26 protein-coding genes and 1 pseudogene are annotated in these 23,246 nt (G+C 73.0%); 15 read left to right on the plus strand and 12 right to left on the minus strand.

Features of this window, described 5'->3' with window-relative positions:
- Positions 1 to 285 precede the first annotated feature (285 nt).
- Both adh and ABD993_RS00795 read left to right on the plus strand, forming a co-directional pair.
- Entirely contained in the window at positions 286 to 1,809 is a 1,524-nt protein-coding gene (adh, locus tag ABD993_RS00790; protein ID WP_345411658.1) for an aldehyde dehydrogenase, read from the plus strand.
- A complete protein-coding gene (locus tag ABD993_RS00795) occupies positions 1,809 to 2,192 on the plus strand; it encodes a DUF779 domain-containing protein (protein ID WP_345411660.1) in 384 nt (127 codons plus the stop codon). The genes adh and ABD993_RS00795 overlap by 1 nt, the downstream gene beginning before the upstream one ends.
- A 43-nt stretch (positions 2,193 to 2,235) precedes the next feature.
- Here the strand turns inward: ABD993_RS00795 and ABD993_RS00800 are convergent, their stop codons facing one another.
- The 3 genes from ABD993_RS00800 to ABD993_RS00810 form a co-directional block, all read right to left on the minus strand.
- Positions 2,236 to 2,511, minus strand: coding sequence for a DUF4242 domain-containing protein (locus ABD993_RS00800; protein WP_345411662.1), 276 nt, complete (start codon positions 2,509 to 2,511; stop codon positions 2,236 to 2,238).
- A gap of 84 nt (positions 2,512 to 2,595) precedes the next feature.
- Positions 2,596 to 3,453, minus strand: coding sequence for an SIR2 family NAD-dependent protein deacylase (locus ABD993_RS00805; RefSeq protein ID WP_425568875.1), 858 nt, complete (start codon positions 3,451 to 3,453; stop codon positions 2,596 to 2,598).
- Positions 3,454 to 3,460: 7 nt separating this feature from the next.
- Positions 3,461 to 3,769 carry an antibiotic biosynthesis monooxygenase family protein gene (locus ABD993_RS00810; RefSeq protein ID WP_345411664.1) on the minus strand — a complete coding sequence of 103 codons (309 nt, stop codon included), beginning with the start codon at positions 3,767 to 3,769 and terminating at the stop codon, positions 3,461 to 3,463.
- 43 nt (positions 3,770 to 3,812) lie between these two features.
- Here ABD993_RS00810 and ABD993_RS00815 point away from each other — a divergent pair, with 43 nt between their 5' ends.
- From ABD993_RS00815 to ABD993_RS00840, 6 genes are all read left to right on the plus strand, one after another.
- Positions 3,813 to 4,607, plus strand: coding sequence for an alpha/beta fold hydrolase (locus ABD993_RS00815; RefSeq protein ID WP_345411665.1), 795 nt, complete (start codon positions 3,813 to 3,815; stop codon positions 4,605 to 4,607).
- Positions 4,608 to 4,837: 230 nt separating this feature from the next.
- A complete protein-coding gene (locus ABD993_RS00820) occupies positions 4,838 to 5,458 on the plus strand; it encodes a sigma-70 family RNA polymerase sigma factor (protein ID WP_345411668.1) in 621 nt (206 codons plus the stop codon).
- A 10-nt stretch (positions 5,459 to 5,468) separates the two neighbouring features.
- Positions 5,469 to 6,926: a hypothetical protein gene (locus tag ABD993_RS00825; protein ID WP_345411670.1), complete on the plus strand. Its 1,458-nt coding sequence runs from the start codon at positions 5,469 to 5,471 to the stop codon at positions 6,924 to 6,926.
- Entirely contained in the window at positions 6,919 to 7,080 is a 162-nt protein-coding gene (locus ABD993_RS00830; RefSeq protein WP_345411672.1) for a hypothetical protein, read from the plus strand. Before ABD993_RS00825 ends, ABD993_RS00830 begins: the two co-directional genes overlap by 8 nt.
- Before the next feature lie 78 nt (positions 7,081 to 7,158).
- Positions 7,159 to 9,039, plus strand: a complete 1,881-nt coding sequence (locus ABD993_RS00835) for an ABC transporter ATP-binding protein (protein ID WP_345411674.1) — start codon at positions 7,159 to 7,161, stop codon at positions 9,037 to 9,039.
- The gene (locus ABD993_RS00840) at positions 9,036 to 10,238 is read left to right on the plus strand and encodes an FAD-dependent monooxygenase (RefSeq protein WP_345411676.1); all 1,203 of its coding nucleotides are present in this window, start codon (positions 9,036 to 9,038) and stop codon (positions 10,236 to 10,238) included. Before ABD993_RS00835 ends, ABD993_RS00840 begins: the two co-directional genes overlap by 4 nt.
- Here ABD993_RS00840 and ABD993_RS00845 read toward each other — a convergent pair.
- Positions 10,235 to 10,732: a 2'-5' RNA ligase family protein gene (locus ABD993_RS00845; protein ID WP_345411678.1), complete on the minus strand. Its 498-nt coding sequence runs from the start codon at positions 10,730 to 10,732 to the stop codon at positions 10,235 to 10,237. The two genes, ABD993_RS00840 and ABD993_RS00845, sit on opposite strands and share 4 nt — an antisense overlap.
- Before the next feature lie 27 nt (positions 10,733 to 10,759).
- Entirely contained in the window at positions 10,760 to 11,665 is a 906-nt protein-coding gene (locus tag ABD993_RS00850; protein WP_425568876.1) for an HhH-GPD family protein, read from the minus strand.
- Between the two features lie 144 nt (positions 11,666 to 11,809).
- Between ABD993_RS00850 and ABD993_RS00855 the strand changes: the two genes are divergently transcribed.
- A complete protein-coding gene (locus ABD993_RS00855; protein WP_345411680.1) occupies positions 11,810 to 12,652 on the plus strand; it encodes a hypothetical protein in 843 nt (280 codons plus the stop codon).
- Positions 12,653 to 12,655: 3 nt separating this feature from the next.
- Here the strand turns inward: ABD993_RS00855 and radA are convergent, their stop codons facing one another.
- Positions 12,656 to 14,056, minus strand: coding sequence for a DNA repair protein RadA (gene radA, locus ABD993_RS00860; RefSeq protein WP_345411766.1), 1,401 nt, complete (start codon positions 14,054 to 14,056; stop codon positions 12,656 to 12,658).
- Positions 14,053 to 14,646, minus strand: a complete 594-nt coding sequence (locus tag ABD993_RS00865) for a copper chaperone PCu(A)C domain-containing protein (protein WP_345411682.1) — start codon at positions 14,644 to 14,646, stop codon at positions 14,053 to 14,055. Before ABD993_RS00865 ends, radA begins: the two co-directional genes overlap by 4 nt.
- A 230-nt stretch (positions 14,647 to 14,876) precedes the next feature.
- On the opposite strand from ABD993_RS00865, the gene ABD993_RS00870 reads away from it, so the two are divergent.
- Genes ABD993_RS00870 through ispF form a run of 3 tightly spaced genes read left to right on the plus strand, consistent with a single transcriptional unit; the run spans position 14,877 to position 16,539 of the window.
- The gene (locus ABD993_RS00870) at positions 14,877 to 15,368 is read left to right on the plus strand and encodes a CarD family transcriptional regulator (RefSeq protein ID WP_093083048.1); all 492 of its coding nucleotides are present in this window, start codon (positions 14,877 to 14,879) and stop codon (positions 15,366 to 15,368) included.
- Complete coding sequence (gene ispD, locus ABD993_RS00875) at positions 15,365 to 16,078, plus strand: 2-C-methyl-D-erythritol 4-phosphate cytidylyltransferase (RefSeq protein ID WP_345411688.1); 714 nt, start codon at positions 15,365 to 15,367, stop codon at positions 16,076 to 16,078. The genes ABD993_RS00870 and ispD overlap by 4 nt, the downstream gene beginning before the upstream one ends.
- Positions 16,075 to 16,539: a 2-C-methyl-D-erythritol 2,4-cyclodiphosphate synthase gene (gene ispF, locus ABD993_RS00880; protein WP_345411690.1), complete on the plus strand. Its 465-nt coding sequence runs from the start codon at positions 16,075 to 16,077 to the stop codon at positions 16,537 to 16,539. Before ispD ends, ispF begins: the two co-directional genes overlap by 4 nt.
- A 21-nt stretch (positions 16,540 to 16,560) precedes the next feature.
- Here the strand turns inward: ispF and ABD993_RS00885 are convergent, their stop codons facing one another.
- Entirely contained in the window at positions 16,561 to 16,980 is a 420-nt protein-coding gene (locus ABD993_RS00885) for a VOC family protein (RefSeq protein ID WP_345411692.1), read from the minus strand.
- 97 nt (positions 16,981 to 17,077) lie between these two features.
- Here ABD993_RS00885 and cysS point away from each other — a divergent pair, with 97 nt between their 5' ends.
- Both cysS and rlmB read left to right on the plus strand, forming a co-directional pair.
- The gene (gene cysS, locus ABD993_RS00890; RefSeq protein ID WP_345411693.1) at positions 17,078 to 18,472 is read left to right on the plus strand and encodes a cysteine--tRNA ligase; all 1,395 of its coding nucleotides are present in this window, start codon (positions 17,078 to 17,080) and stop codon (positions 18,470 to 18,472) included.
- Between the two features lie 12 nt (positions 18,473 to 18,484).
- The gene (gene rlmB / locus ABD993_RS00895; RefSeq protein WP_345411695.1) at positions 18,485 to 19,450 is read left to right on the plus strand and encodes a 23S rRNA (guanosine(2251)-2'-O)-methyltransferase RlmB; all 966 of its coding nucleotides are present in this window, start codon (positions 18,485 to 18,487) and stop codon (positions 19,448 to 19,450) included.
- A 116-nt stretch (positions 19,451 to 19,566) separates the two neighbouring features.
- Here the strand turns inward: rlmB and ABD993_RS00900 are convergent, their stop codons facing one another.
- Entirely contained in the window at positions 19,567 to 19,944 is a 378-nt protein-coding gene (locus tag ABD993_RS00900; RefSeq protein WP_345411697.1) for a MerR family transcriptional regulator, read from the minus strand.
- A gap of 42 nt (positions 19,945 to 19,986) precedes the next feature.
- Here ABD993_RS00900 and ABD993_RS00905 point away from each other — a divergent pair, with 42 nt between their 5' ends.
- Positions 19,987 to 20,658, plus strand: a complete 672-nt coding sequence (locus ABD993_RS00905; protein ID WP_345411699.1) for an SDR family oxidoreductase — start codon at positions 19,987 to 19,989, stop codon at positions 20,656 to 20,658.
- Here ABD993_RS00905 and ABD993_RS00910 read toward each other — a convergent pair whose 3' ends face one another.
- From ABD993_RS00910 to ABD993_RS00920, 3 genes and pseudogenes are all read right to left on the minus strand, one after another.
- On the minus strand, positions 20,659 to 21,501 hold the full coding sequence (locus tag ABD993_RS00910; protein ID WP_345411701.1) for a metal ABC transporter permease: 843 nt from the start codon (positions 21,499 to 21,501) through the stop codon (positions 20,659 to 20,661).
- A pseudogene (locus ABD993_RS00915) lies at positions 21,498 to 22,220 on the minus strand (metal ABC transporter ATP-binding protein); the annotation flags it as partial. The pseudogene ABD993_RS00915 and the gene ABD993_RS00910, both read right to left, overlap by 4 nt.
- Positions 22,221 to 22,303: 83 nt before the next feature.
- On the minus strand, positions 22,304 to 23,236 hold the full coding sequence (locus ABD993_RS00920) for a metal ABC transporter solute-binding protein, Zn/Mn family (RefSeq protein WP_345411705.1): 933 nt from the start codon (positions 23,234 to 23,236) through the stop codon (positions 22,304 to 22,306).
- Between the last annotated feature and the right edge of the window lie 10 nt (positions 23,237 to 23,246).

A 23,246-nucleotide genomic window follows, 5' to 3' on the forward strand; every position in this document is an offset into this window, starting at 1 on the left:
TACCCCCCTCGAGACGAGGGCCACTTCGACTCAGATCATCAGGGGTCTGCCGGTGATACGGATGTCGGCGAGATCACCCTCCACCCCTCACCGGTCGGCGGGGATCTCCGGGGCGAGCAGAGCGCCCAGCCGCTCCCACACCAAGGGCAGGCAACCCTGCTTCAGATCCGCCTGTTCGGACTGTCCGAAAGTAGGGGTCCGCATCTGCGTGCAACGCTGGTGCAACCCTCGACTTCCTACTGTCCGGCGTCACGAGCTGGACCCACTGTTGTGAAAGGTGAGGACATGGCCAAGTACGCCAACCCCGGGCAGCCGGACAGCGTCGTCAGCTTCAAGCCCCGCTACGACCATTTCATCGGCGGCGAGTACGTGGCACCTGCGAAGGGCCAGTATTTCGAGAACCCGACCCCGATCACGGGGCAGACGTTCACCGAGGTCGCACGCGGCACGTCCGAGGACGTCGAGAAGGCTCTGGACGCGGCACACGCCGCGGCGCCTGCGTGGGGGAAGACCTCCGTCGCCGAGCGGGCCGCCATCCTCAACAAGATCGCGGACCGGGTCGAGTCGAACCTCGAGCTGATCGCCATCGCCGAGTCGTGGGAGAACGGCAAGGCGTGCCGCGAGACCCTGGCCGCCGACATCCCGCTCGCGATCGACCACCTCCGCTACTTCGCGGGCGCGCTGCGCGCCCAGGAGGGCGGCATCTCGCAGATCGACGAGGACACGGTCGCCTACCACTTCCACGAGCCGCTGGGCGTGGTCGGCCAGATCATCCCGTGGAACTTCCCGATCCTGATGGCGATCTGGAAGCTGGCACCCGCCCTCGCGGCGGGCAACGCGGTCGTCCTCAAGCCCGCCGAGCAGACGCCGGCCTCGATCCACGTGCTCAACGAGCTGGTCCAGGACCTGCTCCCGCCCGGCGTGCTGAACATCGTCAACGGCTTCGGCGTCGAGGCGGGCAAGCCACTGGCCTCGAGCAACCGCATCCGCAAGATCGCCTTCACCGGTGAGACCACGACCGGACGGCTGATCTCGCAGTACGCCAGCGAGAACCTCATCCCGGTGACGCTGGAGCTCGGCGGCAAGAGCCCCAACGTCTTCTTCGACGACGTCGCCGCCCAGAACGACGCCTTCTACGACAAGGCGCTCGAGGGCTTCGCGATGTTCGCGCTCAACCAGGGCGAGGTCTGCACCTGCCCGTCCCGCGCGCTGATCCAGGGCGGGATCTACGAGGAGTTCCTCCAGCAGGCGGTCAAGCGCACCGAGCAGATCAAGCAGGGGCACCCGCTGGACACCGACACGATGATCGGCGCCCAGGCCTCGAACGACCAGTTCGAGAAGATCCTGAGCTACATCGACATCGGTCGACAGGAGGGCGCGAAGGTCCTCACCGGCGGCGACAGGGCCGACCTGGGCGGCGAGCTGTCGGGCGGCTACTACATCCAGCCGACGGTGTTCGAGGGTCACAACGCGATGCGGATCTTCCAGGAGGAGATCTTCGGGCCCGTGGTGTCCGTCGCGCGGTTCAGCGACTACGACGAGGCGATCACGATCGCCAACGACACCCTGTACGGCCTGGGGGCGGCGGTCTGGTCGCGCGACGGCAACACCGCCTACCGTGCGGGCCGCGACATCCAGGCGGGTCGTGTGTGGGTGAACAACTACCACGCCTACCCGGCGCACGCGGCATTCGGCGGCTACAAGCAGTCCGGCATCGGGCGCGAGAACCACAAGATGATGCTCGACCACTACCAGCAGACCAAGAACCTGCTGGTCAGCTACTCGCAGAACGCCCAGGGCTTCTTCTGATGGAGCCGGCCACCGGTGTCGAACGGGTGGCACTCACGCCCGCGGCGGCGGAGCTCCTGGCCAGGCTCACGGCGATCCACGGGCCGCTCATGTTCCACCAGTCCGGCGGGTGCTGCGACGGCAGCGCACCCATGTGCTATCCCGAGGGCGACTTCAGGCTGGGGGGCCAGGACGTCCACCTGGGCGACCTGACCGTCCCCGGTCTGGAGAAGCCGATCGGGTTCCACATGTCGGCGTCGCAGTACGAGTACTGGAGGCACACGCACCTCACCGTGGACGTGGTGAAGGGCCGCGGCAGCGGGTTCTCGGTCGAGGCGCCCGAGGGTGTCCGATTCCTGATCCGCTCCCGGCTGTTCACCGACGAGGAGTACGCGGCGCGGTAGTCGAGCGGCCCTTCCGTCCCCGGGCGGAAGGGCCGCCCGCGCGTCACAGGTCGGCGGTCTGCGGGCCGATCTCGGCGGTGACCCCCACGACCAGGTCGGCGGGGAAACCACCGCGCCGGGCGTGCTCGAGCACGGTCTCGGTGTCGTCGGTCTCGTGCACGCAGTAGATCTTGTCCCCCGCGACGTAGCTGTGCCGCCAGGTGTAGGGGACCCCGAGGTTCTCGACGACCTCGTTGGACGTCGCGGCGATCTCCTGCAGCTGCGCCCGCGTCAGCTCGGAGGCGCCGGGGATGTTCCGCTCGATGAGGAAGGTTGCCATCGTCACTGCTCCTGTTCTCCGTGGTCGGTGTGTCCGACTCCGGAACGACGCTAGGAGCGGGCGACGGGCGCCACGTCGGTACGCCTACCTATCTCGGGGCGGCGGCACCCCATCCCGGAGCCGGTCGTCCAGCGCCTGCAACGTTGCCGCGGCGGGTTCGGCGATGCCGACGCCCCGGCCGTGTCGGACCTCCGGCTCGCGGACGTTGATCCGCACCAGCCGTCCGGACGCGGCGGTGGCCAGCTCGGACTCCCGACGCACCGTGGGCACCGCCGTCCCCGCCCCGATCTCGACGACGGCGAGGTCCCGCCGGTGTGTGCGGATCCACTCGTGCAGCTTCTGCAGACCGGGCCCGGAGCGCGCCGGGTCCCACGACCAGTCCCCGAACATCAGGATGTTGGGTCGGGCCAGGGCACCACACCCCGGGCAGCTCGGCAGCGGAGCGCGCGCCCGCATCGTGGTCTCGTCGATCTCGGGGACCTCGTCGGCGGGCCAGATCTCCTGCCCGCAGTCGGCGAGGCACTGCAGGTGGTGGATCGAGCCGTGCACCTCGGCGACGTCCTGCTCGGCGAAGCCGGCGACCTGGAACTGCCCGTCGACGTTCGACGTGAACACTCGCGTCGGCCTGTCCTCGGCCCACCGACGCAGCACGGCGAACCCCGCGTGCGGCACGGTCTGCCGGTACAGCGCCAGCCGGTGACCGTAGAAACCCCAGGCCAGCGCGGGGTCGTCCGCGAAGTGGACGGGATCGGCCAGCTCCTCGAACCGGAGGCCGAGGCGCGCGTACGGCGGGTACGCGCGCCAGAAGCCCTCGGTGCCGCGGAAGTCCGGCAGACCGGAGTCCACGCCCATGCCGGCCCCCGCGCAGACGAGCAGGGCCGAGGCGTCCCGGATCAGCGCGGCGGCCTCCTGAACGCTCAGACCCGATTCCTCGCTTCGCAAGCTCCTCTCAGAGCTCCACGACCTCGAACTCGAGCAGGTCCGCGCCGCTGGCGACCGGCTTGCCGCCCGCGTCCGGGGCACGCGACCCCGCGTGCGCCTCGACGGCGGGACCCTGCCGCCAGGCCTCGAACGCCTCGTCAGACTCCCAGGTGGTGACCACGAAGTAGCGGTCGTCGCCCTTCACCGGGCGCAGCAGCTGGAAGCCGAGGAAACCGGGCTGCCCGTCCACGGCGTGCTTGCGGTTGGCGAACCGCTTCTCCAGCTCGGGGCCCGCGTTCTCGGGCACGTGGATAGCGTTGATCTTCACGACGGCCATGGCCTCCACGTTAGTCTCACCCGCGATGTGGGGGCGGAGATCGGTGCGGACGTCCGACGGGACCTATCTCGCGGTCGTCGAGTTCGGCGGGGAGGGCACCCCGATCCTGCTGCTGCACGGACTGATGGGGCGCGCGAGTACCTGGTGGTCGCTCGCGCGCGGGCTCACCGCGCACGGCAGGGTCCTGGGGCTCGACGCGCGGGGGCACGGTCGGTCCCAGGCCACCGGTCCGTGGACCGTCGAGCGGATGGCGCGAGACGCCGCGGAGGTCCTCGAGCCGCTCGGCCCCGGCCTGGTGGTGGGGCACTCGATGGGCGGGCTGCACGCGCTGGCCCTCGCCGCGACCCGGCCCGACCTGGTCAGCGGCCTGGTGGTGCTGGACATGGGCGCGGACCTCACCGGCCTGCCGCCCGGCACCATGGCGGACGCCGAGGTCTGGTTCGGGGCGGTCCCGCAGCCGTTCCCCTCGCGGGCCGCGGTGGTGGAGGCGTTCGGGCACCCGCGGCGCGAGCTCGGCGAGTACATGGCCGAGTGCGTGGACGAGCGCGCGGACGGCTTCCACCTGCTCACCCGGGTCCGGGACGCCGCGGAGATCGCGGGGGAATGGGTGCGGCGGGACTTCTGGGCGGAGGTCGACGGCGTGCGCTGCCCGGCGTTGTTCGTGGAGGCGGAGGAGTCGGTGGTGCCGAGCGGCCAGATGGCGGAGATGGCGGCACGGACACCGCGCGGTCGGCACGTGCGTCCGGCGGGTACCGGACATCTCGTGCACGCGGACGAAACGGCATTCCTCGATCTCGTCACGCCATTCCTGGCCGACGTGATCGCGGACGCTCCGTAGTCGGCCGACTTTCCCCCGTAGCCGCCATTCTGGCCGAAGATCGTTGTGCCGCAAGGGTCCAAAGCCTGGTTGCGGCCCTCCATGGGCTGTGCAACGCTCGAATCTCCTTAGTGCGGGCCGCGGGAAAGGGGTGGTTCCCGGGTCCCGTCCGAACGTCGAGATCTGCGCGCCACCGGTCGTCGTCGAGACCGGCTGCGGGTTTTCCGTGGGAACGCGTGCCGAGGTGTGCGATGTACCAGGGACAGGAGTCGGCCCGAGCGGGGGACACCGGAGGGGCCGTCGGGGTCGAGGACCGGATCGACCAGCTGGTCGATCCGGCGCGGGCGGGGGACGACGGCGCGCTCACCGAGCTGCTCGAGCTCGTGCGGCCGATGATCGTGCGCTACTGCGAGACCAGGCTGAAGGGGTCCGCGGTGTCGGCCGAGGACGTCACCCAGGAGGTGTGCCTGGCGCTGCTGCGCTCCCTGCCCGCCTACGAGGACCGGGGGCGGCCGTTCCTGGCGTTCGTGCGGACGGTGGCCAGCCATCGGATCGCCAGCGCCTGCACGTCCGCCACACGGACCCACGAGTACGCGGTCGCGGACCCCCCGCAGGAGCTCGCCTGCTGCGACCCGTGCGACGAACCCGAGCAACACCTGCTGGAGCTGGCCACGGGTGACGAGGTCGCCGAGCTGTTGGCGCGGCTGCCCGCCCGCCCGCGGGACATCCTCGTGCTGCGCGTCGCCTGGGGGCTGTCGGCCCGCGAGGTCGCCGAGCTGCTCGGCCTGAAACCGGAGACGGTGCGCCTGGTCCAGCACCGGGCCCTGAACTCGCTGCGCCGCACGCTGTCCGAGCGCGGCGGCCCGGACTGAGCGGACGGCCGTGGAACGCCCGCCACTCGATCTCAGCGCCGTCCTGGCGGACGACGCGCTGCTCGACGCCCTCGGCCGGGACACCGACGCCGAGATCCTGGCCCGCCATTCCGGCGATCCGCTGGTCGAGGCGTTGCTGGAGTGGCGGTCGACGGGCGTTCCGCCGGTCGTGCGCAGGCCCTGCCCGAGAGGGCGCCTGCCCGCCGTGGCGCCGCCCGCCCCATCGGCGGGCGCGGAACGCCGTCGGCCGAGGCTCCCGGTCGCCGGGGCGGTCGCCTCCCTGGTGGCCTGTCTGGTCGGGGTCGGGCTCGTGGTGGGTCCTCCGGACGCCGGCAGGCCGGCGCGCTCGTCCGTGGAGGCGGCGCGGGTGGTCGACGAGCGCCTCGCCCTCGCCGCCGCGGAGCTCGCCACCGGCGACCGCCTGACCGCTCGCACCCAGCTGGAACTGGCCGAACAGGTGCTGCGGACCGTGCGGCCGGAGGACGGGCGGGCGGTGCTGGAGGCGCGTCGGTCCGCCCTCGAACGCGCCACGAAGGACGACCCGCCCGCCGCGCCCCCGAGGCCCGCGGCCCACCGTGAGGGCGGGGGCCGGTCCTCCGCGCCACCGGTCGCTCCCGAGCCAGGGCCCGCGGTGCGGAACACCGGAGCGGCGGAAACGGTGCAGCGGACACCCCACCGCGCCCCCGAGCCGACCGCCGACCGGCACGTGGAGGACCGGCCCGCCGACCATCGCGCGGACGACCGGCTTACCGACCACCCCGCGGACCGCCACACCGAGACCCAGCGCGTCCAGCCCCAGCGCGTCGAGCCCCAGCGCGCCGAGGCTCGCCACCCCGACGCTCAGCAGGCCGACGCTCAGTACCCCGACGCTCAGTACAACGACGTTCACCGCGACGCCCGGCGGGGCGACGCCGAGCGCGGCGACGCCCCAAGCCACGCTCAGCATGGCGACGCCCAGGGCAGCGGGGCCCAGGCCGTCGGTTCCCGGCGCGCCGAGGACCGCCGCGCCGAGGACCGCACCGACGACCGCAGCACGGACGACCACCGCTCCGACGACCACCGCTCCGACGATCACCGCTCCGACGACCACCGCTCCGGTGGGAAGCACGCGAACGACCCCACCGACGCCGCCCGTCCCGCCGACCGCGATCCGGGTCCCGCAGCCGACCCCGCCCCGACCCACAGCACTCCGCCGACCGATCCGACGCCCGTTGGGCGACCACGGTCCCGCCCGGCCGCTCGGCACGATGACACCCCCTCAGAACAGCGACAACGCTCCGCCGAGCACCCCGACAGGACGCAGGACGGTATTGGTCCGTTCGAGTGGGGAAGGACCGAGGCCGCAACGCCCGACCGGTCTGCGGGGCTATACGGGCGCAATCCCGAGATGGGGCACACATCCACTGTGGAGCCCGGATCCGGCGTGCCCGGAACCGCTCCACACCAAGGGGGAGTCGACCATGAGTGACCACGACTGGGGCTGTTACCACGGCAAGAAGCACAAGAAGGACGACCACTGGGGCAGCTGGGGGGACGACGACTGCAAGGACACGTCGAAGGACTGCTGGGGCAGTGACGACAAGTGCGACGACGGCTGGGGGAAGTGGGGTGACTGCCACTGATCCGCAGCACTGAGGCGGTGGCCCCGCGGAGGCGGGGCCACCGCCGTCTGTCGTGAGGCCGTCGCCGAGGGGGGAAACGTGCGCGAGGTCCTGCGCTCACTGCTGAGCCGCGCACCCGTGGACAAGGGCGACCTGGTGGACGCGGCACCGGCCGTGGCCGTCCGGGAGATCTTCCGCCGGTTCGGACCCGATACGCGGCCGTTCCGTCGGCGGATGGCGTTCGTGCTGGTCCTGGTGTGCATCGCGCCGGTGCTCGACGCGGCCGTCGTGTGGCTGTTCAAGCTCGTCATCGACGACGTCCTGGTGCCGCAGGACTTCGCCGCCTTCCCGCGGCTGGCGCTCCTCTACATCGGGGTGACGATCGCCGTCGGGCTGATCGGGGTCTGGTCGACCTACCTGACCGCATGGATCGGCGAGCACTTCCTGCACCGGTTGCGCACCCGGGTGTTCAGCCACGTCCAGTCGCTCTCCCTGGGCTTCTTCGACCGCCGCAGGCTCGGCGACACCCTCAGCAGGCTGACCGGGGACGTCTCGCAGATCGAGGGCCTCGTGCTCTCCGGCGTCACCCGGCTCGTCTCGTCCCTGGTGACGATCGTGGTGTTCGCCGCCGTGCTCTTCTACCTGAACTGGCGCCTCGCGCTCGTCTCGATGCTCACCATCCCGCTGTTCTGGCTGGTCGCCCGGCTGTTCTCGAGCCGGATCCGGAACGCCTCGCGGGACGTCCGGCGCTGGTCCGGCGGCATCAGCGCGGTCACCGAGGAGAGCCTCGGCAACGCCATGCTCATCCAGGCGTACGGCGGCGAGGCCACCGAGTCCCGGCGTTTCGCCGCGCAGTCCCGCGGCGCGATCGACGCCGTCCTGCACACCACCCGGCTCCGCGCGCTGTTCAGCCCGGCCGTGGAGCTGATCGAGGTCATCGGGGTGATGCTGATCCTGGGGTTCGGGATCTGGCAGCTCACCGCGGGCGCGATCTCCCTCGGCGGGCTGCTCGCCTTCCTCGTGTACCTCTCGCAGCTCTACTCCCCGGTGCGCGGGCTGGGCGCCTACTCGAACTCGGTCTACGCGGCCGCGGCGTCCGCCGAGCGGATCATCGAGCTGCTCGACCAGCGCACCTCGGTGCCCGCGCCCGAGAACCCGGTGCCGCTGCGCCGACCCGGCGTCGCCGTCTCCCCGCTGCCCCGCGTCCGCGGCGACCTCCGGCTCGACGGGGTCGGGTTCCGCTACCCGGACAAGACCGTCGACGTGCTCGACGACGTGAGCATCGACGTGCCCGCGGGTTCCACCACCGCGATCGTCGGCGCGAGCGGAGCAGGCAAGACCACCCTGGTCAAGCTGCTGCTGCGGTTCTACGACCCCACCCGCGGCGTACTCACCCTCGACGGCCACGACCTGCGCGACCTGGACCCGGCCGACCTGCGGGCGTGCGTCGCCGTCGTCTTGCAGGAGACCCTCCTGCTCGACGGCACCATCGCCGAGAACATCCTCTCCGGCCGCCCGGGTGCGAGCCGGGAGGACCTGGAACGGGCGGCCCGCGCCGCGGACCTCGACGACGTGATCGCCGCCCTGCCGGACGGGTTCGACACCCGTGTCGGGCAGCGCGGGCGGATGCTCTCCGGCGGGCAGCGGCAGCGGGTCGCGGTGGCCCGCGCGATGATCCGCGACGCCCCCGTGCTGCTCCTGGACGAGCCCACGACCAGCCTGGACGCCGAGTCGACCGAGCGGGTGCTCGGCCCGATGCGCAGGCTGATGGCGGGCCGGACGTCCATCGTCATCTCGCACAACCTGCTCACCGTCACCGACGTCGACCAGATCGCGCACCTCGAGGGCGGTCGGGTCGTCGAGCGGGGCACCCACACCGAGCTGCTGGCCGCGGGCGGGCGCTACGCCCAGCTGTACCGGCTGCACCACGAGGAGCCGGACGATCTCACCGCCCGGCGCCGGAGGAGGGCCGCACGATGAGGATCGTCTGCGTGGGCGGCGGGCCCGCCGCGCTCTACTTCGCGATCTCGGCCAAGCGCCGGGACGCGGCGCACGAGGTGACCGTGCTGGAGAAGGACCCGCCCGGCGCCACCTACGGCTGGGGTGTGGTCTGCCAGGACGGCCTGCTGGACATGCTGTACCGCAACGACCGCGACTCGGCGCAGGCGATCCGCCGCCGCTCCCGGTTGTGGCAGGAGCAGGAGGTACACATCGGAGGGGAGGGGGTCGGGTACCTGCCCGGCTACGGGTTCAGCGTGCCGCGGGCGGGCCTGCTGGAGGTGCTCGCCTCCCGCGCCGACGACCTGGGCGTCGACGTCCGCCACGAGCACCCGGTGCCCGACTCGGCGCTCACCGACGGCACCTTCGCCGACGCCGACCTCGTCGTCGTGGCGGACGGGGCCCGCAGCAGGCTGCGGGACAACGATCCCGAGCGCTTCGGCACCACGACCACCCTGGGCCGCAACCCCTACATCTGGCTCGGCACGGAGAAGGTGTTCTCCGCCTTCACCTTCGCCTTCGAGCGGACCCACGCCGGCTGGATCTGGTGCTACGCCTACCCGACGAGCGCGGGGGTGAGCACGCTGATCGTGGAGTGCGCGCCGGAGACCTTCACCGGCCTCGGACTGGACACACTGCCGCACGAGGACGGGATCGCCCTGCTGGAGAAGGTGTTCGCCGACGTGCTCGAGGGGTGCGCGTTGATCAGCAGCTCGCGGGGCCGCGAGGCGCCGTGGCTGCGGTTCCTGGAGGTCCGCAACGAGACCTGGCGGGACGGGAACGTGGTGCTGCTCGGCGACGCCGCCCACACCACGCACTTCACGATGGGCCAGGGCACGCGGCTGGCGATGGCCGACGCGGTGATGCTGGGGCAGTCGTTGGCCGAGCACCCGTCCGTGGCCGCGGCCCTGGCCCGGTTCGACCGGCGGGGGCGTGAGGCGCTGGGCAGCGCACAGGCCTCGGCCCGGACCGGCGCGGCCTGGTTCGAGCGGGTGGACCGCTACCTCGACCGGGACCCCGTCGAGTTCGCCTACGCCCTCGCCCACCGCCAGGGCTCCCAGCCGGAGTGGCGCTTCCAACAGCACCGGGCGACCCAGTACGCGGCGTACCGCCGCGGCCGCAGGCTCGCCCAGACGGGTCGGCGCTGGTGGCGGGCCCGCAAGCGCGGCGAGTCGCTCTAGTCCGCGAACAGGGGCTCGGCGGTGCCGTCCCGGGTGTCCGCGATCTCCACGCCCTCGATGGCGGCGCGGACCGGGCGGATCGGGTGCAGCAGGGTGAAGGCCTCGGCGGGCTTGTCGTGGGCCAGCACCACGTGCGGCAGCCAGGCGCCGGGCAGGTAGGAACCGAAGGGGGACTTGACCTTCCCGGCCAGTGCGTCGTGCACCGCGTTGTGCACCGCGAGCAGCTCGGTGTCCACGATCGCGGACAGGACGAGATCGTCGTCGTGGCCCGCGACGGAACCGAGGGTGGCCAGCCAGAGCGACGGCAGGCTCAGCCCCCGCAGCGCCTCGGTGAGCTCCACCCGCGCGCCCGCCGGGATCTGCGCGGCCGCGGCGAAGGTCACCGTGGGCAGCTCGTGGGGGATCCGCAGGCCGTGGTCGGACAGGGTCTTGCGCAGCTCGAGGACGCGGTCCTCCGCGGCCATGTCGAGCCGGAACCGGACGATCTGCGCCATCGAGCTCCTCGCACCTGAGTTTCGCGATCAGTGTCCCGCATGCGGCGCGGTGCCGCCCAGTACGAATCGGCCGTCCGGGGTCTGTTCGGCCAGCCCGTCCACCAGCAGGGAGTCCAGACAGCGGTCCCGCTGCGGCCCGTCGGCCCACACGGCGTCCAGCAGCGGCTTGTCGACGGGCGCGTCGGCGGCCCGCAGGACGTCCAGCAGCTTGCCGCGCACCTGCCGGTCCGTGCCCGCGAATCCCTGGACCGGCCGCCGCGGACCGGTGTACTCGGGCCTGCCCGCCGCGACCCAGGCACAGTCCGACTCGACCGGGCAGAGCGGGCAGCGCGGGGCGCGCGCGGTGCAGACGACGGCGCCGAGCTCCATCAGCGCGGCGGAGACGACGGCGGCCTCGGCATCCTCCGGGGGGAGGAGCGCGTCGACGTCCGCGAGGTCGGCCCTCGTCCGGGCCGGGCCTGCGTCCCCGGCGCCGTGCACGGCGCGGGCCACCACCCGTCGGACGTTGGTGTCGACGACCGGCGCGCGCAGCCCGTAGCCGAACGCCGCGACGGCCCTGGCGGTGTACGACCCGATGCCCGGCAAGGACTCCAGGACCGCCACGTCCGACGGCACCCGGTCGCCGTGGTCGGCGGCGATGGCCTCCGCCGCGGCGTGCAGCCGCATCGCGCGGCGCGGGTAGCCGAGCTTCCCCCAGGCTCGGAGCACGTCCGCCCGGGAGGCCGCGGCGAGCGCGGAGGGGGTCGGCCACTCCTCCATCCAACGCAGCCAGACCGGCTCCACACGGGCCACCGGCGTCTGCTGCAACATGAACTCGCTGACCAGTACGCCCCAGGGCGTGGTTCCCGCGCGGCGCCACGGGAGGTCGCGGGCCTGCGCCCGAAACCACTCCGCAGTGCGACCCGCGAGGCCGCCGGGGAGCACAGAGGTCACCCGGTGATCGTGCCATCGCTCTGCGGAGTGGTGCCCGGCAGGGCTGCGAAGAGTCCGACGCGGTCCCCCACACCGGTGGAACGGGCGCGCCGCGCCGGACGAGGTCCAGAGACGTGTAGTAATCACGGTTCTACGCTGCGTGACATGTGGGAGCCGGTGGGACCGCTGCCCGCGCACGTCTACTGGAAACGGCGCTGGTTGGCGCTGGCGGGCGTCATCGGCATGTTCATGGTCATCGGGTTCTCGGTCGCCGCCCTCACCGCGCCGTCGTCGGACCTCGGTCCCCAGGAGGAGCCCACCACCCAGGCCGCCCACCGCTCCGAGCTCTCCGCGAGCGCCGCCGCCGATCCGACCGGCACGGATCCCACCACGACGGACCCCACCACGACGGATCCCACCACGACGGACCCCACCGCGACCTCGACGTCCGGCGCCACGCCGCTGCTCTCCGCCACCGGCGTCCCGGCGGGCACCGGGCCCCTGGTCGAGGGTGCTCCGGAGACCACCGACGAGTCGAAGCGCCCGGACGACACCCCGCGCGCGGCCGTCCCCGTCCCGCCGACCGAGTCCGCCCCGGCGACCGGCCCGCCGGTCTGCACCAACGACATGATCGACGTCGGCGCCGAGATCGACGCGCCGCAGCACACCGTGGGGGACCGGCCCGAGCTGCGCCTGGTGGTCGTGAACGTCTCCCCGCAGGCCTGCGTGCGCGACCTCGACGGGGCGCTGCAGGAGATCGTGGTGTGGGACCGTGCGATCCAGAACCGGCTGTGGTCCAGCAACGACTGCGTGAACCCGTCCACCCAGGACCTCCGCACGCTGGTCCCCGGTCAGCCCGTGGCGTTCGCCGTGACCTGGTCCGGCCTGTCCTCCAACCCGGGCTGCACGGCCCCCCGCACCAGGCTCCCGGCAGGGGAGTACACCCTCCTGACGCGCGTGGCGGACCGGATCAGCGGCCCGACCCCGTTCACCCTCGTGCCGAGGTGACCCTCAGCGCTCCGCGGTCCGTTTCGGGCCGGTGATCCGGGTCAGGACCTGGGTGACGTCGGAGACCTCGGTGATGCGCATCCCGGTGCCGCCCGCGTCGCTGTCCGGCGGGACGAGGGCGTGGGTGAAGCCGAGACGGGCGGCCTCGGCCAGCCGTCGTCGGACGCCGGAGACGCGGCGGACCTCGCCCGCCAGGCCGAGCTCGCCGAGCACGATCAGGTCCGGCGGCAGGGCGACGTCGCTCTTCGCCGACGCGACGGCCATGGCCAGCGCCAGGTCCGCCGCGGGCTCGGTGACCTTCATCCCGCCGACCGTCGCGGTGTACACCTCGGAGTCCTGCAGCCGGATGCCTCCGCGGCGCTCCAGGATCGCCAGCAGCATGGCCACCCGCGAGCTGTCCAGGCCGCTGACGGCGCGGCGCGGGGTGGGCATGGGGGAGCCCGCGACCAACGCCTGCACCTCGGCCAGCAGCGGTCTGCGCCCGTCCATCACGACGGTGACCGCGGTACCGGAGACCGCGGAGGCCTGGGTGGCCCCGAACCGGGCCAGGAACAGCCCGGACGGGTCCGGCAGCCCGACGATCCCCGAGTCCTGCAGCTCGAAGCAGCCCACCTCGTCCGCCGGGCCGAACCGGTTCTTCACCCCGCGCACCATGCGCAGCGTGGAGTGCTTGTCGCCCTCGAACGCCAGCACGACGTCCACCAGGTGCTCCAGCACGCGGGGCCCGGCGATGTTGCCGTCCTTGGTCACGTGCCCGACGAGGAGCACGGGCAGGCCGCGCTCCTTCGCCAGTGCCGTCAGCGCGACCGTCACGGCACGGGTCTGGGTGACCCCGCCCGCGGTGCCGTCCACCTCCGGCGAGGTCATGGTCTGCACCGAGTCGACGATCAGCAGCTCGGGCGCCAGCGCGTCGACGTGCCCGAGGATCGACGACAGGTCCGACTCCGCGGCCAGGTAGAGCCGGTCGTGCAGGGCGCCGGTGCGCTCGGCGCGCAGCCGCACCTGCCCCGCCGACTCCTCGCCGGTGACGTAGAGGACGGTCCGGGTGGCCGCGGCCTGCGCCGCCACCTCCAGCAGCAGCGTCGACTTCCCGACGCCGGGCTCACCGGCCAGCAGCACGACCGCGCCGGGCACCAGGCCCCCGCCGAGGACCCGGTCGAGCTCGTCCACCCCGGACGGTCGGGCCTTCGCCGAGTCCAGCTCGACCTCGGAGATCGGCCGGGCCGGGGTGCTCGGGGCGCCCGCGGCGACCTTCCGCGCGACCGTGGCGGTCGGTGCGGCCTGCTCGGAGAGCGAGCCCCAGGCCTGACACTTCGGGCACCGCCCGGTCCACTGGGCGGCGCGGTGCCCGCACTCCGTGCAGACGTAGGCCGAGCGGGTGCGGGAGCGCGGCTGTGGGCTCAGTGCCCGCCGCCCTCGCCCGCGGGCGCCTCGTCGACCCGCGGGACGGTGGGGCTCGCCACGGGCAGGCCGACCTCGACCCGGCCCGCGTTCTGGAAGTTCAGCACCAGCGGGTAGGTGCGGCCGGACAGGATGTCCTCGCGCAGCCCGGTGATCTCGATCGTCAGCTGCTTGGCACCGGGCAGCGCGGCCAGGTCGTCCTGCGAGCCGGACACGACCGCGAGCGCGGGCGCCAGGGTCTGCTCACCGGTCAGGGTGACGGTGCCGCCCGCGGGGCTGGAGGCCGACAGCAGGCGGTCGGTCCGCGCGCCCTGGTTGACGATCGTCAGCGCCACGGGGGCGGTGCCGCCCGCGCGGTAGATGGCGGCCTCCGGGGACAGCCCGGACGGGTACGCGATCTCGGCGTTCCGCACGGCGATGTCCCCCGCGCTCGCGCTGGCGCCCGCGACCGCGGCGACCTGCTGGGCGGTCTGCGCCTGCTGGCCTGCGCCGCATCCGGCGAGGGCGGCCCCGGCGACGGCTACGGCGCTCACGGCGCCCAGCACGCGGACGAGTCGCGCGGACGGGCGCTGAGTGGTGGACGCGCGGCTCACGGTGCGGTGTCCTTCCTGGAGGCCTGCACTTGCGCGAGCAGCCTAGTCGGAGCATCCGGGACTTCGTGCACTCGGTGCGCATCCGTCACACCGGGGGGTGTGCGGACACCGGTGTGGGCATGTTTTCCGCCAGATGTCAACCCCGTGACCTGCGACGATACGCCCGCCCGGCCGACGGGTGGTGGGTCGGGCGTGTTAACCTGGGTACAGCGAAAGGGGCCAGAGGACACATGGTTTTCAAGGTCGGAGAGACCGTCGTCTACCCGCACCACGGTGCCGCGCTCATCGAGGCGATCGAGACCCGGACCATCAAGGGCGAGGAGCGCAAGTACCTCGTCCTGAAGGTAGCGCAGGGCGACCTGACGGTCCGTGTTCCCGCCGAGAACGCAGAGGTCGTCGGCGTTCGGGATGTCGTGGGCCAGGAGGGGCTGGACAAGGTGTTCGAGGTGCTGCGCACCCCGCACACCGAGGAGCCCACGAACTGGTCCCGCCGGTACAAGGCGAACCTCGAGAAGCTCGCGTCGGGAGACGTGAACAAGGTCGCCGAGGTCGTGCGCGACCTCTGGCGCCGCGAGAAGGACCGCGGGCTGTCCGCAGGCGAGAAGCGCATGCTCGCCAAGGCGCGGCAGATCCTGGTCAGCGAGCTGGCGCTGGCCGAGGGCACCGACGAGGAGCGGGCCGAGGCCCTGCTCGACGAGGTGCTGGCCACCACCAACGCGTGAGCGTCGCGGCGGTCGTCCCGGCCGCCGGATCGGGGACCCGCCTCGGGGCGGGTGCCCCGAAGGCGTTCGTCCCGTTGGCGGGCGTACCCATCGTGGTCCGCGCAGTCGACGGTCTGCTGCGGTCGGGTGCGGTCGACGAGGTCGTCGTCGCCGTGCCCGAAGCGCTGCTCGAGCATGCCCGGGAGCTGCTGGGCGGGCGTCCGGTCGCCGTGCTCGCGGGCGGCGCGGAGCGCACGGCGACGGTCCGCCGTGCGCTCGATCTGCTCCGTCGCCCCCATGATGTGGCGCAACGACAGGGAGGCCCGTCGGGTGACGGTCCGCCGGACATCGTCCTGGTGCACGACGCCGCCCGCCCCCTGACCCCGCCCGCGTTGATCGCCGCGGTGGTCGCCGCCGTGCGTGCGGGGAACCCGGCCGTGGTGCCCGCACTCCCCTTGGCCGACACGGTGAAACGGGTCGCCGGGTCGACCGTGGAGTCCACGGTGGACCGGTCCGCGCTGCGGGCCGTGCAGACGCCGCAGGGCTTCGCCCTCGACCTGCTCCGCGCGGCCTACGCGGCGTCCGGTGTGGACGCGATCGCCACGGACGACGCCGGGCTCGTCGAGCGGATGGGTGAGAAGGTCGTCACGATCCCGGGCGACCCGTTGGCGTTCAAGGTGACCACGCCCTGGGACCTGCGGATCGCCGAACTGCTGCTGGAGGGCTCGTGAGGACGGGAATCGGCACGGACGTGCACCCGATCGAGGCCGGGCGGCCGTGCTGGATCGCCGGGTTGTGGTGGGAGGGCGTCGACGGCTGCTCCGGGCACTCGGACGGAGACGTCGCCTGCCACGCACTGTGTGACGCGCTGCTCTCCGCCGCCGGCCTCGGCGACCTGGGCGCGGTGTTCGGCACCGGTCGTCCGGAGTGGGCCGGGGCCAGCGGGCTCACCCTGCTCGCCGAGGTGCACCGGCTGCTCGCCGCGGAGGGCTGGCGGGTCGAGAACGCGGCGGTCCAGGTGATCGGCAACCAGCCCAAGATCGGCACCCGGCGGGACGAGGCCCAGAAGGTCCTCGGTGAGGTCCTGCGGGCCCCGGTGAGCGTCAGTGGGACGACCACGGACGGCCTGGGCCTGACCGGGCGCGGCGAGGGCATCGCCGCGATAGCGACCGCCCTCCTCGGCGCAGCCTGACCGAGTCGCGCCGGGGTGCGCTCAGGAGTCGAACATCTCCCGCGTACGCCGCTCGATCTGTTCGGGGGTCAGGTCCTCGGTGCGCTGCGCGACCATCCACTGGTGGCCGAACGGGTCGGTGAACCTGCCGGCGCGCTCGCCGTAGGGCTGGTCGGCGATGGGGAAGCGGACGATGGCGCCCGCCTTCTCCAGAGCCGCTCCCACCGCGTCGACATCGTCGACGTAGAGGGCGAGGACGGCGGAGTCGCCCGGGTCGTACTCGTCGGCCTCCTTCACCGCCCAGACGACGGCACCGGCGCGGAGCAGGGCGTGGACGACCGTGCCATCCGGTGCGGCGTAGCGCTCCGCGAGCTCGGCGTCGAAGGCGTCCCGGTAGAAGGCGATCGCCGCGTCGGCGTCACGGACGGCGAGACGCGGGTACAGCTGCTCGAGGCGTGTCATGCCGCCCAGCGTGCCGCGGGGACCGTCCGCCGTCTTGGAGGAATGTGATGCAGACCTGCCGCAACGGCGGTACCTGGGCGTCCGTACCCTGGTAGAGGTGAGCGTCCGACTCTTCGACACCCTGATGCGGAAGCAGCGTGACTTCGTCCCGCTGCGGACCGGAGCCGTGTCGATGTACGTCTGTGGCGCCACGGTGCAGGGCCTGCCCCACATCGGCCACGTCCGCAGCTCGCTGAACTACGACGTGCTGCGCCGCTGGATGGCGCGCGAGGGGTACGACGTCACCCTCGTCCGGAACGTCACGGACATCGACGACAAGATCCTCCGCAAGGCCGCCGACGCGGGTCGTCCCTGGTGGGAGTGGGCGGCCACGCACGAGCGGGCCTTCTCCGCCGCGTACTCGGCGCTGGGCTGCCTGCCCGCCTCCCTCGAGCCGCGGGCCACCGGGCACGTCACGCAGATGGTCACCTACATCGAGCGGCTGATCGACGGTGGCCACGCCTACGCCGCGCGCGGGGACGTCTACTTCGCCGTCCGCACGTTCCCCGGCTACGGGCAGCTGTCGGGCCAGAAGCCGGACGACGTCGCGCAGGGCGAGGGCGAGCTGCCGGGTAAGCGGGACCCGCTGGACTTCACGCTGTGGAAGGCCGCGAAGCCCGGCGAGCCCGCGTGGCCCACGCCCTGGGGCGAGGGGCGGCCCGGCTGGCACCTCGAATGCTCCGCGATGGCCACCGCGTACCTGGGCCCGGAGTTCGACCTGCACGGCGGCGGGCTGGACCTGGTGTTCCCGCACCACGAGAACGAGCGCGCGCAGTCGCAGGCCGCCGGGGACCCGTTCGCCCGCTACTGGCTGCACAACGCCTGGGTCACCATGGGCGGCGAGAAGATGTCGAAGTCGCTGGGGAACACCCTGTCGATCGACGCACTGCTGCAGCGGGTCCGCGGCGTCGAGCTGCGCTACTACCTGGTCGGCCCGCACTACCGCTCGGCGATCGAGTACTCGGACGCGGCACTGTCCGAGGCCGTGGCCGCCTACCGGCGCATCGAGTCGTTCGTGCACCGGCTGGGCGAGCGGGTCGGCGCCCCGGGGATCGCCGACCGGGTGCCCGCCGAGTTCGCCGCCGCCCTGGACGACGACCTGGGCACCCCGGGCGGGCTCGCCGTCGTCCACACCACGGTGCGGGAGGGCAACGCCGCGCTGGACAAGGGCGACCACGAGGCCGCCCTGGCCGCGGGCGAGGCCGTCCGCGCGATGACCGCGGTGCTCGGCGTCGATCCGCTGGACGCGCAGTGGCGCACGTCCTCCACCGGCGACGAGGCGGCGCTGGGTGCGCTGACCGCGCTGGTCGAGGAGCTGTTGGAGCGCCGCCTGGCGGCGCGGAAGGCGAAGGACTTCGCCGAGGCGGACGCGGTGCGCGACCGTCTGTTGGCCGCGGGGATCAGCGTCGAGGACGGCGCCGACGGTCCCACGTGGTCACTCAAGAACAACTGAGCGATAGGGATCATGGCCGGCAACTCCAAGCGCCGCGGTGCGGTGCGCAAGGACGGTACGAAGAAGGGCGCGGTCGTCGGTTCCGGCGGCCAGCGCCGCCGCGGGCTCGAGGGCAAGGGCCCCACGCCGCGCGCGACCGAGCGCAAGGGGCACCCGGCCGCGCGCCGGGCGGCCGCGAAGGACCGGGTCGCGGGCCAGCGGGGCCCCGGCCGCCGGGCGAGCGACGGCGAGGGCCCCGAGACCGTGCTCGGCCGCAACCCGGTCGTCGAGTGCCTGCGCGCGGGTGTCCCCGCGATGTCGTTGCGGGTGGCGGTCGGTGCCACGTCGGACGAGCGGGTCGCCGAGGCGGTGCACCTCGCCGCGGACATGGGACTGCCGATCCTCGAGGTCGAGCGCAAGGAGCTGGACCGGATCGCGGGCGGTGCGCTGCACCAGGGCGTGGCGCTGCAGATCCCGCCGTACGAGTACGCGCACCCGGACGAGCTGCTCGAGGCGGCCTCGGACTCCGGGAACCCGGCGCTGATCGTGGCGCTGGACGGCGTGACGGACCCCCGCAACCTCGGCGCCGTCGTGCGGTCGGTGGGCGCGTTCGGCGGACACGGGGTCGTGGTGCCGCAGCGGCGCTCGGCCGGGATGACCGCCGTCGCCTGGCGCACGTCCGCGGGCACGGCCGCGCGGCTGCCCGTCGCTCGGGCCACCAACCTCACCCGCACCCTGCGCGAGTACGCCCAGACCGGCCTGATGGTCGCGGGCCTCGACGCGGACGGGGACGTCTCGCTGGACGAGTTCGACCTGGCCACCGACCCGCTCGTGGTCGTGGCGGGCTCCGAGGGCAAGGGCCTGTCGCGGCTGGTCCGCGAGACCTGCGATGTGATCGTCTCGATCCCGATGGCGGGCCGCGTCGAGTCGCTCAACGCCTCGGTCGCGGCCGGTGTGGTGCTGGCCGAGGTGGCCCGGCGGCGTCGGCTCAGTTCTTGACCGGCGGCGCCTGTTCGGGCGCCACGTCGCACCGATCCGGCTCCAGCCGGTGCCCGGTGCCGAGGACGACCACCGGCGCGTGCCTGCGGTGCTGCACCACCTCGCGGGCTGAGACGCTAGTGCTGCACGGTGCAGACGGTCGGGTCGACCGTCTGCGCGATCACCCGGTCCAGCTCGTCTCGGGTCTCGATCAGCTCCCGGATCTGCCGGTCCAGCCGCTCCCGCTCGATCGCGAGCCGGGCGCGGGACTCCGGGGTGCTCGTGTGCGAGTCGATGCAGGGCATGAGCTCGGCGATGGTCTTCGACGACAGCCCGGCCCGGTAGAGCTGCTGGACCAGCGCGACCCGTCCCACCGCCGCCTCCGGGTAGCGCCGCTGGCCGCTGGCGCTGCGCATGGCGGGGAGCAGGCCCTGCTCCTCGTAGTAGCGCAGTGACCGCACACTCACGCCCGTCTCACGGGCGAGCTCGCCGATCCGCATGATCTGCCTCACCATCCTCAGCCTCTGACGTCAATGTCAGGTTTTACCGTTGGCGCCATGCAGATCGCAAGCTCCGTCGCCCTCGTCACGGGCGCCAACCGCGGCCTCGGCCGTGCCTTCACCGAGGCCCTGCTCGAGCGGGGCGCGGCCAAGGTCTACGCGACCGCCCGCCGTCCCGAGACCGTGGACATCCCCGGCGTCGAGGTCCTGCCGCTGGACATCACCGACCCCGCGTCCGTCGCCGCGGCGGCCGAGGCCGCCCCGGACGTCACGCTCCTGGTCAACAACGCAGGCATCTCCACCGGGCAGAGCCTGCTCACCGGCGACCTCGCCGAGATCCGCCGCGAGATGGAGGTGCACTTCTTCGGCACGCTCGCCGTCACCCGCGCCTTCGCGGCTCGCCTCGACGGGCTCGTCAACGTGCTCTCCGCCCTGTCCTGGTTCTCCTTCCCCGGCGCGACCTCGTACGCCGCGGCGAAGGCCGCCGAGTGGAGCCTGACCAACGGGCTCCGACTCGAGCTCCCCGACACCCTGGTCACCGGAGTCCACCTCGGCACCGCGGACACGGACATGACCAAGGACGTCGTCGGCTTCCCGAAGCTGGCCCCCGCCGAGCTCGCCCGCATCGTGCTCGACGGCGTGGAGGCGGGCGAGATCGAGATCCTGGCGGACGAGTGGTCGGTGATGGTCAAGAAGGCGCTGCAGGAGCCGGGGGTGTTCGTGCCCTGATCAGGACACGCGGACGCGTCCCCGCGCGCGGCCGACCAGCCTGCAGGCGAGGTAGGCCAGGAACGCCAGCGTGGCGACGTACCCGGAGATCGGCAGGCCGGGGGCCAGGGACAACAGCGTGCCGCCGAGCAGCGAGGCCTCGGCGATCGCCACCGCGAGCAGGGTCGCCTTGAGCGGGTTCGCGGTGACCCTGGCCGCCGCGGCCCCCGGGATGATCGTCACCGACAGCACCAGGATCGCGCCGACGATCGGGACCGCCAGCGCGGTCACCCCCGCGACGAGGACGGCGAACAGCGGCGACAGCGCCCGCACGGGCACGCCCCGCGCGGTGGCGACATCCGGGTCCGCGCTGGCGAACAGCAGTGGCCGGTAGATCGCCGCGAGCACGGCCAGCACCACGATCGTCACGCTGACGAGAACCGTGATGTTGCCGCTGTCCACGGAGACGATCGACCCGGTGAGCAGGCCGAACTTGTTGGAGGCGCGGCCGTCGTAGAGCGCCAGCAGCAGCACGCCGAGGCCCAGCCCGAATGCGAGCACCACCCCGATGACGGAGTCCCGCTCACGCTGGCGCAGCCCGAGCACGCCGAACACCAGGCCCGCGACCACCGCCCCGACGACCGCCCCGACGCTCACCGAGATCCCGGCCAGCAACGCTGCCGCGCCGCCGGTGAAGGCGAGCTCGGCGGTGCCGTGCACCGCGAAGCCCATCCCACGCGCGACGACCAGTGGGGCGAGCGCACCGGCCACGAGTCCGAGCAGGGCGGCGGCCAGGAAGGCGTTCTGTACGAAGGGCAGCGCCACGAGGTCGCCGAGGCCGTCGAACGAGATCAGCGCGCTCACGTGTGTGCCTCGTGGTGGGCGTGCTGGTCCTCCACCCCGACGACGACGAGCCGGTCCCGCACCCGTAGGACCTCGACGTCCGTGCGGTACAGCTCCGAGAGCGTCTCCGAGGTCATCACCTCGTCCGGGGTGCCGATCCGGAACCGGCCGTCCACCAGGTAGAGGACCCGGTCGACGAGCGGCAGCACCGGGTTGATCTCGTGGGTCACGAACACCACGGCGGTGTCCGCGGTGCGCCGCCGGGCGTCGATCAGGGCGCTGACCACGCGCTGGTTGGCCAGGTCGAGGGAGAGCAGCGGCTCGTCGCACAGCAGCACCCGGGGATCGCCGACCAGGGCCTGCGCGACCCGCAGCCGCTGCTGCTCACCGCCCGAGAGCCGCCCGACCGGCTCGTCCGCGTACCCGGTCGCCCCCACGGCCTCCAGCGCCGCAGCGACCCTCCGCCGACGCGCACCCCGTCCGCCGAGGCCCAGGCCCCAACGGTGCCCGTCCAGCCCCAGCCCGACGAGGTCCGCCGCGCGCAGCGGCATGTCCTCCGGCAGCGCCTTCTGCTGCGGGACGTAGCCGATGCCCCCGCCGCCGCGCTGCGCCGGGTGCCCGTCGACGAGCACCTCGCCGCCGGAGAGCGGCTGCAGGCCCAGGAGCACACGGAGCAGGGTGGTCTTGCCGGAGCCGTTCGGGCCCAGCACCGCCAGGAACTCGCCGGGCCGGACGTCGAGGTCCAGCCCCTCCCACAGCACCCGCCTGCCGAACCGGACCCGGGCGCCGCGCAGGGACACGGCAGGGGTCATGGCTGCATTCTTCACGCCGCTCGGTTCAGCGCTCCCGCGAGGGCGTCGAGCTGAGCGGACTGCCAGGCCACGTACGAGTCGACGCCGTCCGGCAGCGTCTCGGTGAACTGCAGCACGGGGACGTTCGCGGCGGCCGCGGCCTTCTCCACCTCCTGGGTGGACGTGCTCTCGGTCTGGGCGTTGGCCACCACGGCCCGTGCCGTCGGCACGACCTGCAGCGTCTCGGCGAGCACCGCCGCGGCCGGGTCGTTCCCCTGCTCGACGGCCTCGGAGAAGGCCTCCGGGGTGACGTTCTGCAGGCCCGCGGCGTCGGTGAGGTAGAGCGGCACGGGCTCGGTCACGGCGATCCGCTCGCCCTGCCGGGCGGCCTTGAGCGCGTCCACCTTCTGCTGCAGGGTGTCCAGCTCGGCGCCGAAGGCCTGGGCGTTGGCGGTGTAGGTGGCCGCGTTGGCCCGGTCGGCCGTGCCGAGGTCGGCGGCGATCGCGTCCGCCACCGTGCGGACGGTGCCGAGGTCGTACCAGACGTGCTCGTTGAACTCGCCGTGGTCGTGGGTCGCCTGGTCCTCGTGTCCGGCGTCGAGCCCGGACAGTGCGACGGCGTCGACCACCGCGGGGTTCGTGCCCGCGGACTCGACCAGCCTGGAGGCGAAGTCGTCGTACCCCCCGCCGTTGATCACCACGACCGTGGCCTCGGCGACGGCGGCGGCATCGGTCGGCGTGGCCTCGTACTCGTGCGGGTCGGCGTTCGGCGAGTCGATGATCGACCGGACGTCGACCAGGCCGCCGCCGACGGCAGCGGCGATGCTGCCGTACACGTCCGTGGAGGCGACGACGGTCGGTCGGCCACTCTCGGCAGCCGCGGGCGTGGCGGCTCCGGAGCCGCAGGCCGCGAGGGTCAGCAGGGCGGCACCGGCGAGCAGGGCGGTGGGCAGGCGGGTCGACATGGACTTCCCA

Source organism: Pseudonocardia xishanensis (assembly GCF_039541715.1).
GTDB classification, from domain to species: Bacteria; Actinomycetota; Actinomycetes; order Mycobacteriales; family Pseudonocardiaceae; genus Pseudonocardia; species Pseudonocardia xishanensis.

Coding starts and splice junctions, on each gene's coding strand:
- rlmB (WP_345411695.1), top strand. CDS start 18,485: ATGGCCGGCAACTCCAAGCGCCGCGGTGCGGTGCGCAAGGACGGTACG.
- ABD993_RS00820 (WP_345411668.1), top strand. CDS start 4,838: ATGTACCAGGGACAGGAGTCGGCCCGAGCGGGGGACACCGGAGGGGCC.
- ABD993_RS00900 (WP_345411697.1), bottom strand. CDS start 19,944: ATGGTGAGGCAGATCATGCGGATCGGCGAGCTCGCCCGTGAGACGGGC.
- ABD993_RS00885 (WP_345411692.1), bottom strand. CDS start 16,980: ATGACACGCCTCGAGCAGCTGTACCCGCGTCTCGCCGTCCGTGACGCC.
- ABD993_RS00795 (WP_345411660.1), top strand. CDS start 1,809: ATGGAGCCGGCCACCGGTGTCGAACGGGTGGCACTCACGCCCGCGGCG.
- ABD993_RS00920 (WP_345411705.1), bottom strand. CDS start 23,236: ATGTCGACCCGCCTGCCCACCGCCCTGCTCGCCGGTGCCGCCCTGCTG.
- ABD993_RS00870 (WP_093083048.1), top strand. CDS start 14,877: ATGGTTTTCAAGGTCGGAGAGACCGTCGTCTACCCGCACCACGGTGCC.
- adh (WP_345411658.1), top strand. CDS start 286: ATGGCCAAGTACGCCAACCCCGGGCAGCCGGACAGCGTCGTCAGCTTC.
- ABD993_RS00830 (WP_345411672.1), top strand. CDS start 6,919: ATGAGTGACCACGACTGGGGCTGTTACCACGGCAAGAAGCACAAGAAG.
- ABD993_RS00810 (WP_345411664.1), bottom strand. CDS start 3,769: ATGGCCGTCGTGAAGATCAACGCTATCCACGTGCCCGAGAACGCGGGC.
- ABD993_RS00905 (WP_345411699.1), top strand. CDS start 19,987: ATGCAGATCGCAAGCTCCGTCGCCCTCGTCACGGGCGCCAACCGCGGC.
- ABD993_RS00840 (WP_345411676.1), top strand. CDS start 9,036: ATGAGGATCGTCTGCGTGGGCGGCGGGCCCGCCGCGCTCTACTTCGCG.
- ABD993_RS00845 (WP_345411678.1), bottom strand. CDS start 10,732: ATGGCGCAGATCGTCCGGTTCCGGCTCGACATGGCCGCGGAGGACCGC.
- ABD993_RS00800 (WP_345411662.1), bottom strand. CDS start 2,511: ATGGCAACCTTCCTCATCGAGCGGAACATCCCCGGCGCCTCCGAGCTG.
- ABD993_RS00855 (WP_345411680.1), top strand. CDS start 11,810: ATGTGGGAGCCGGTGGGACCGCTGCCCGCGCACGTCTACTGGAAACGG.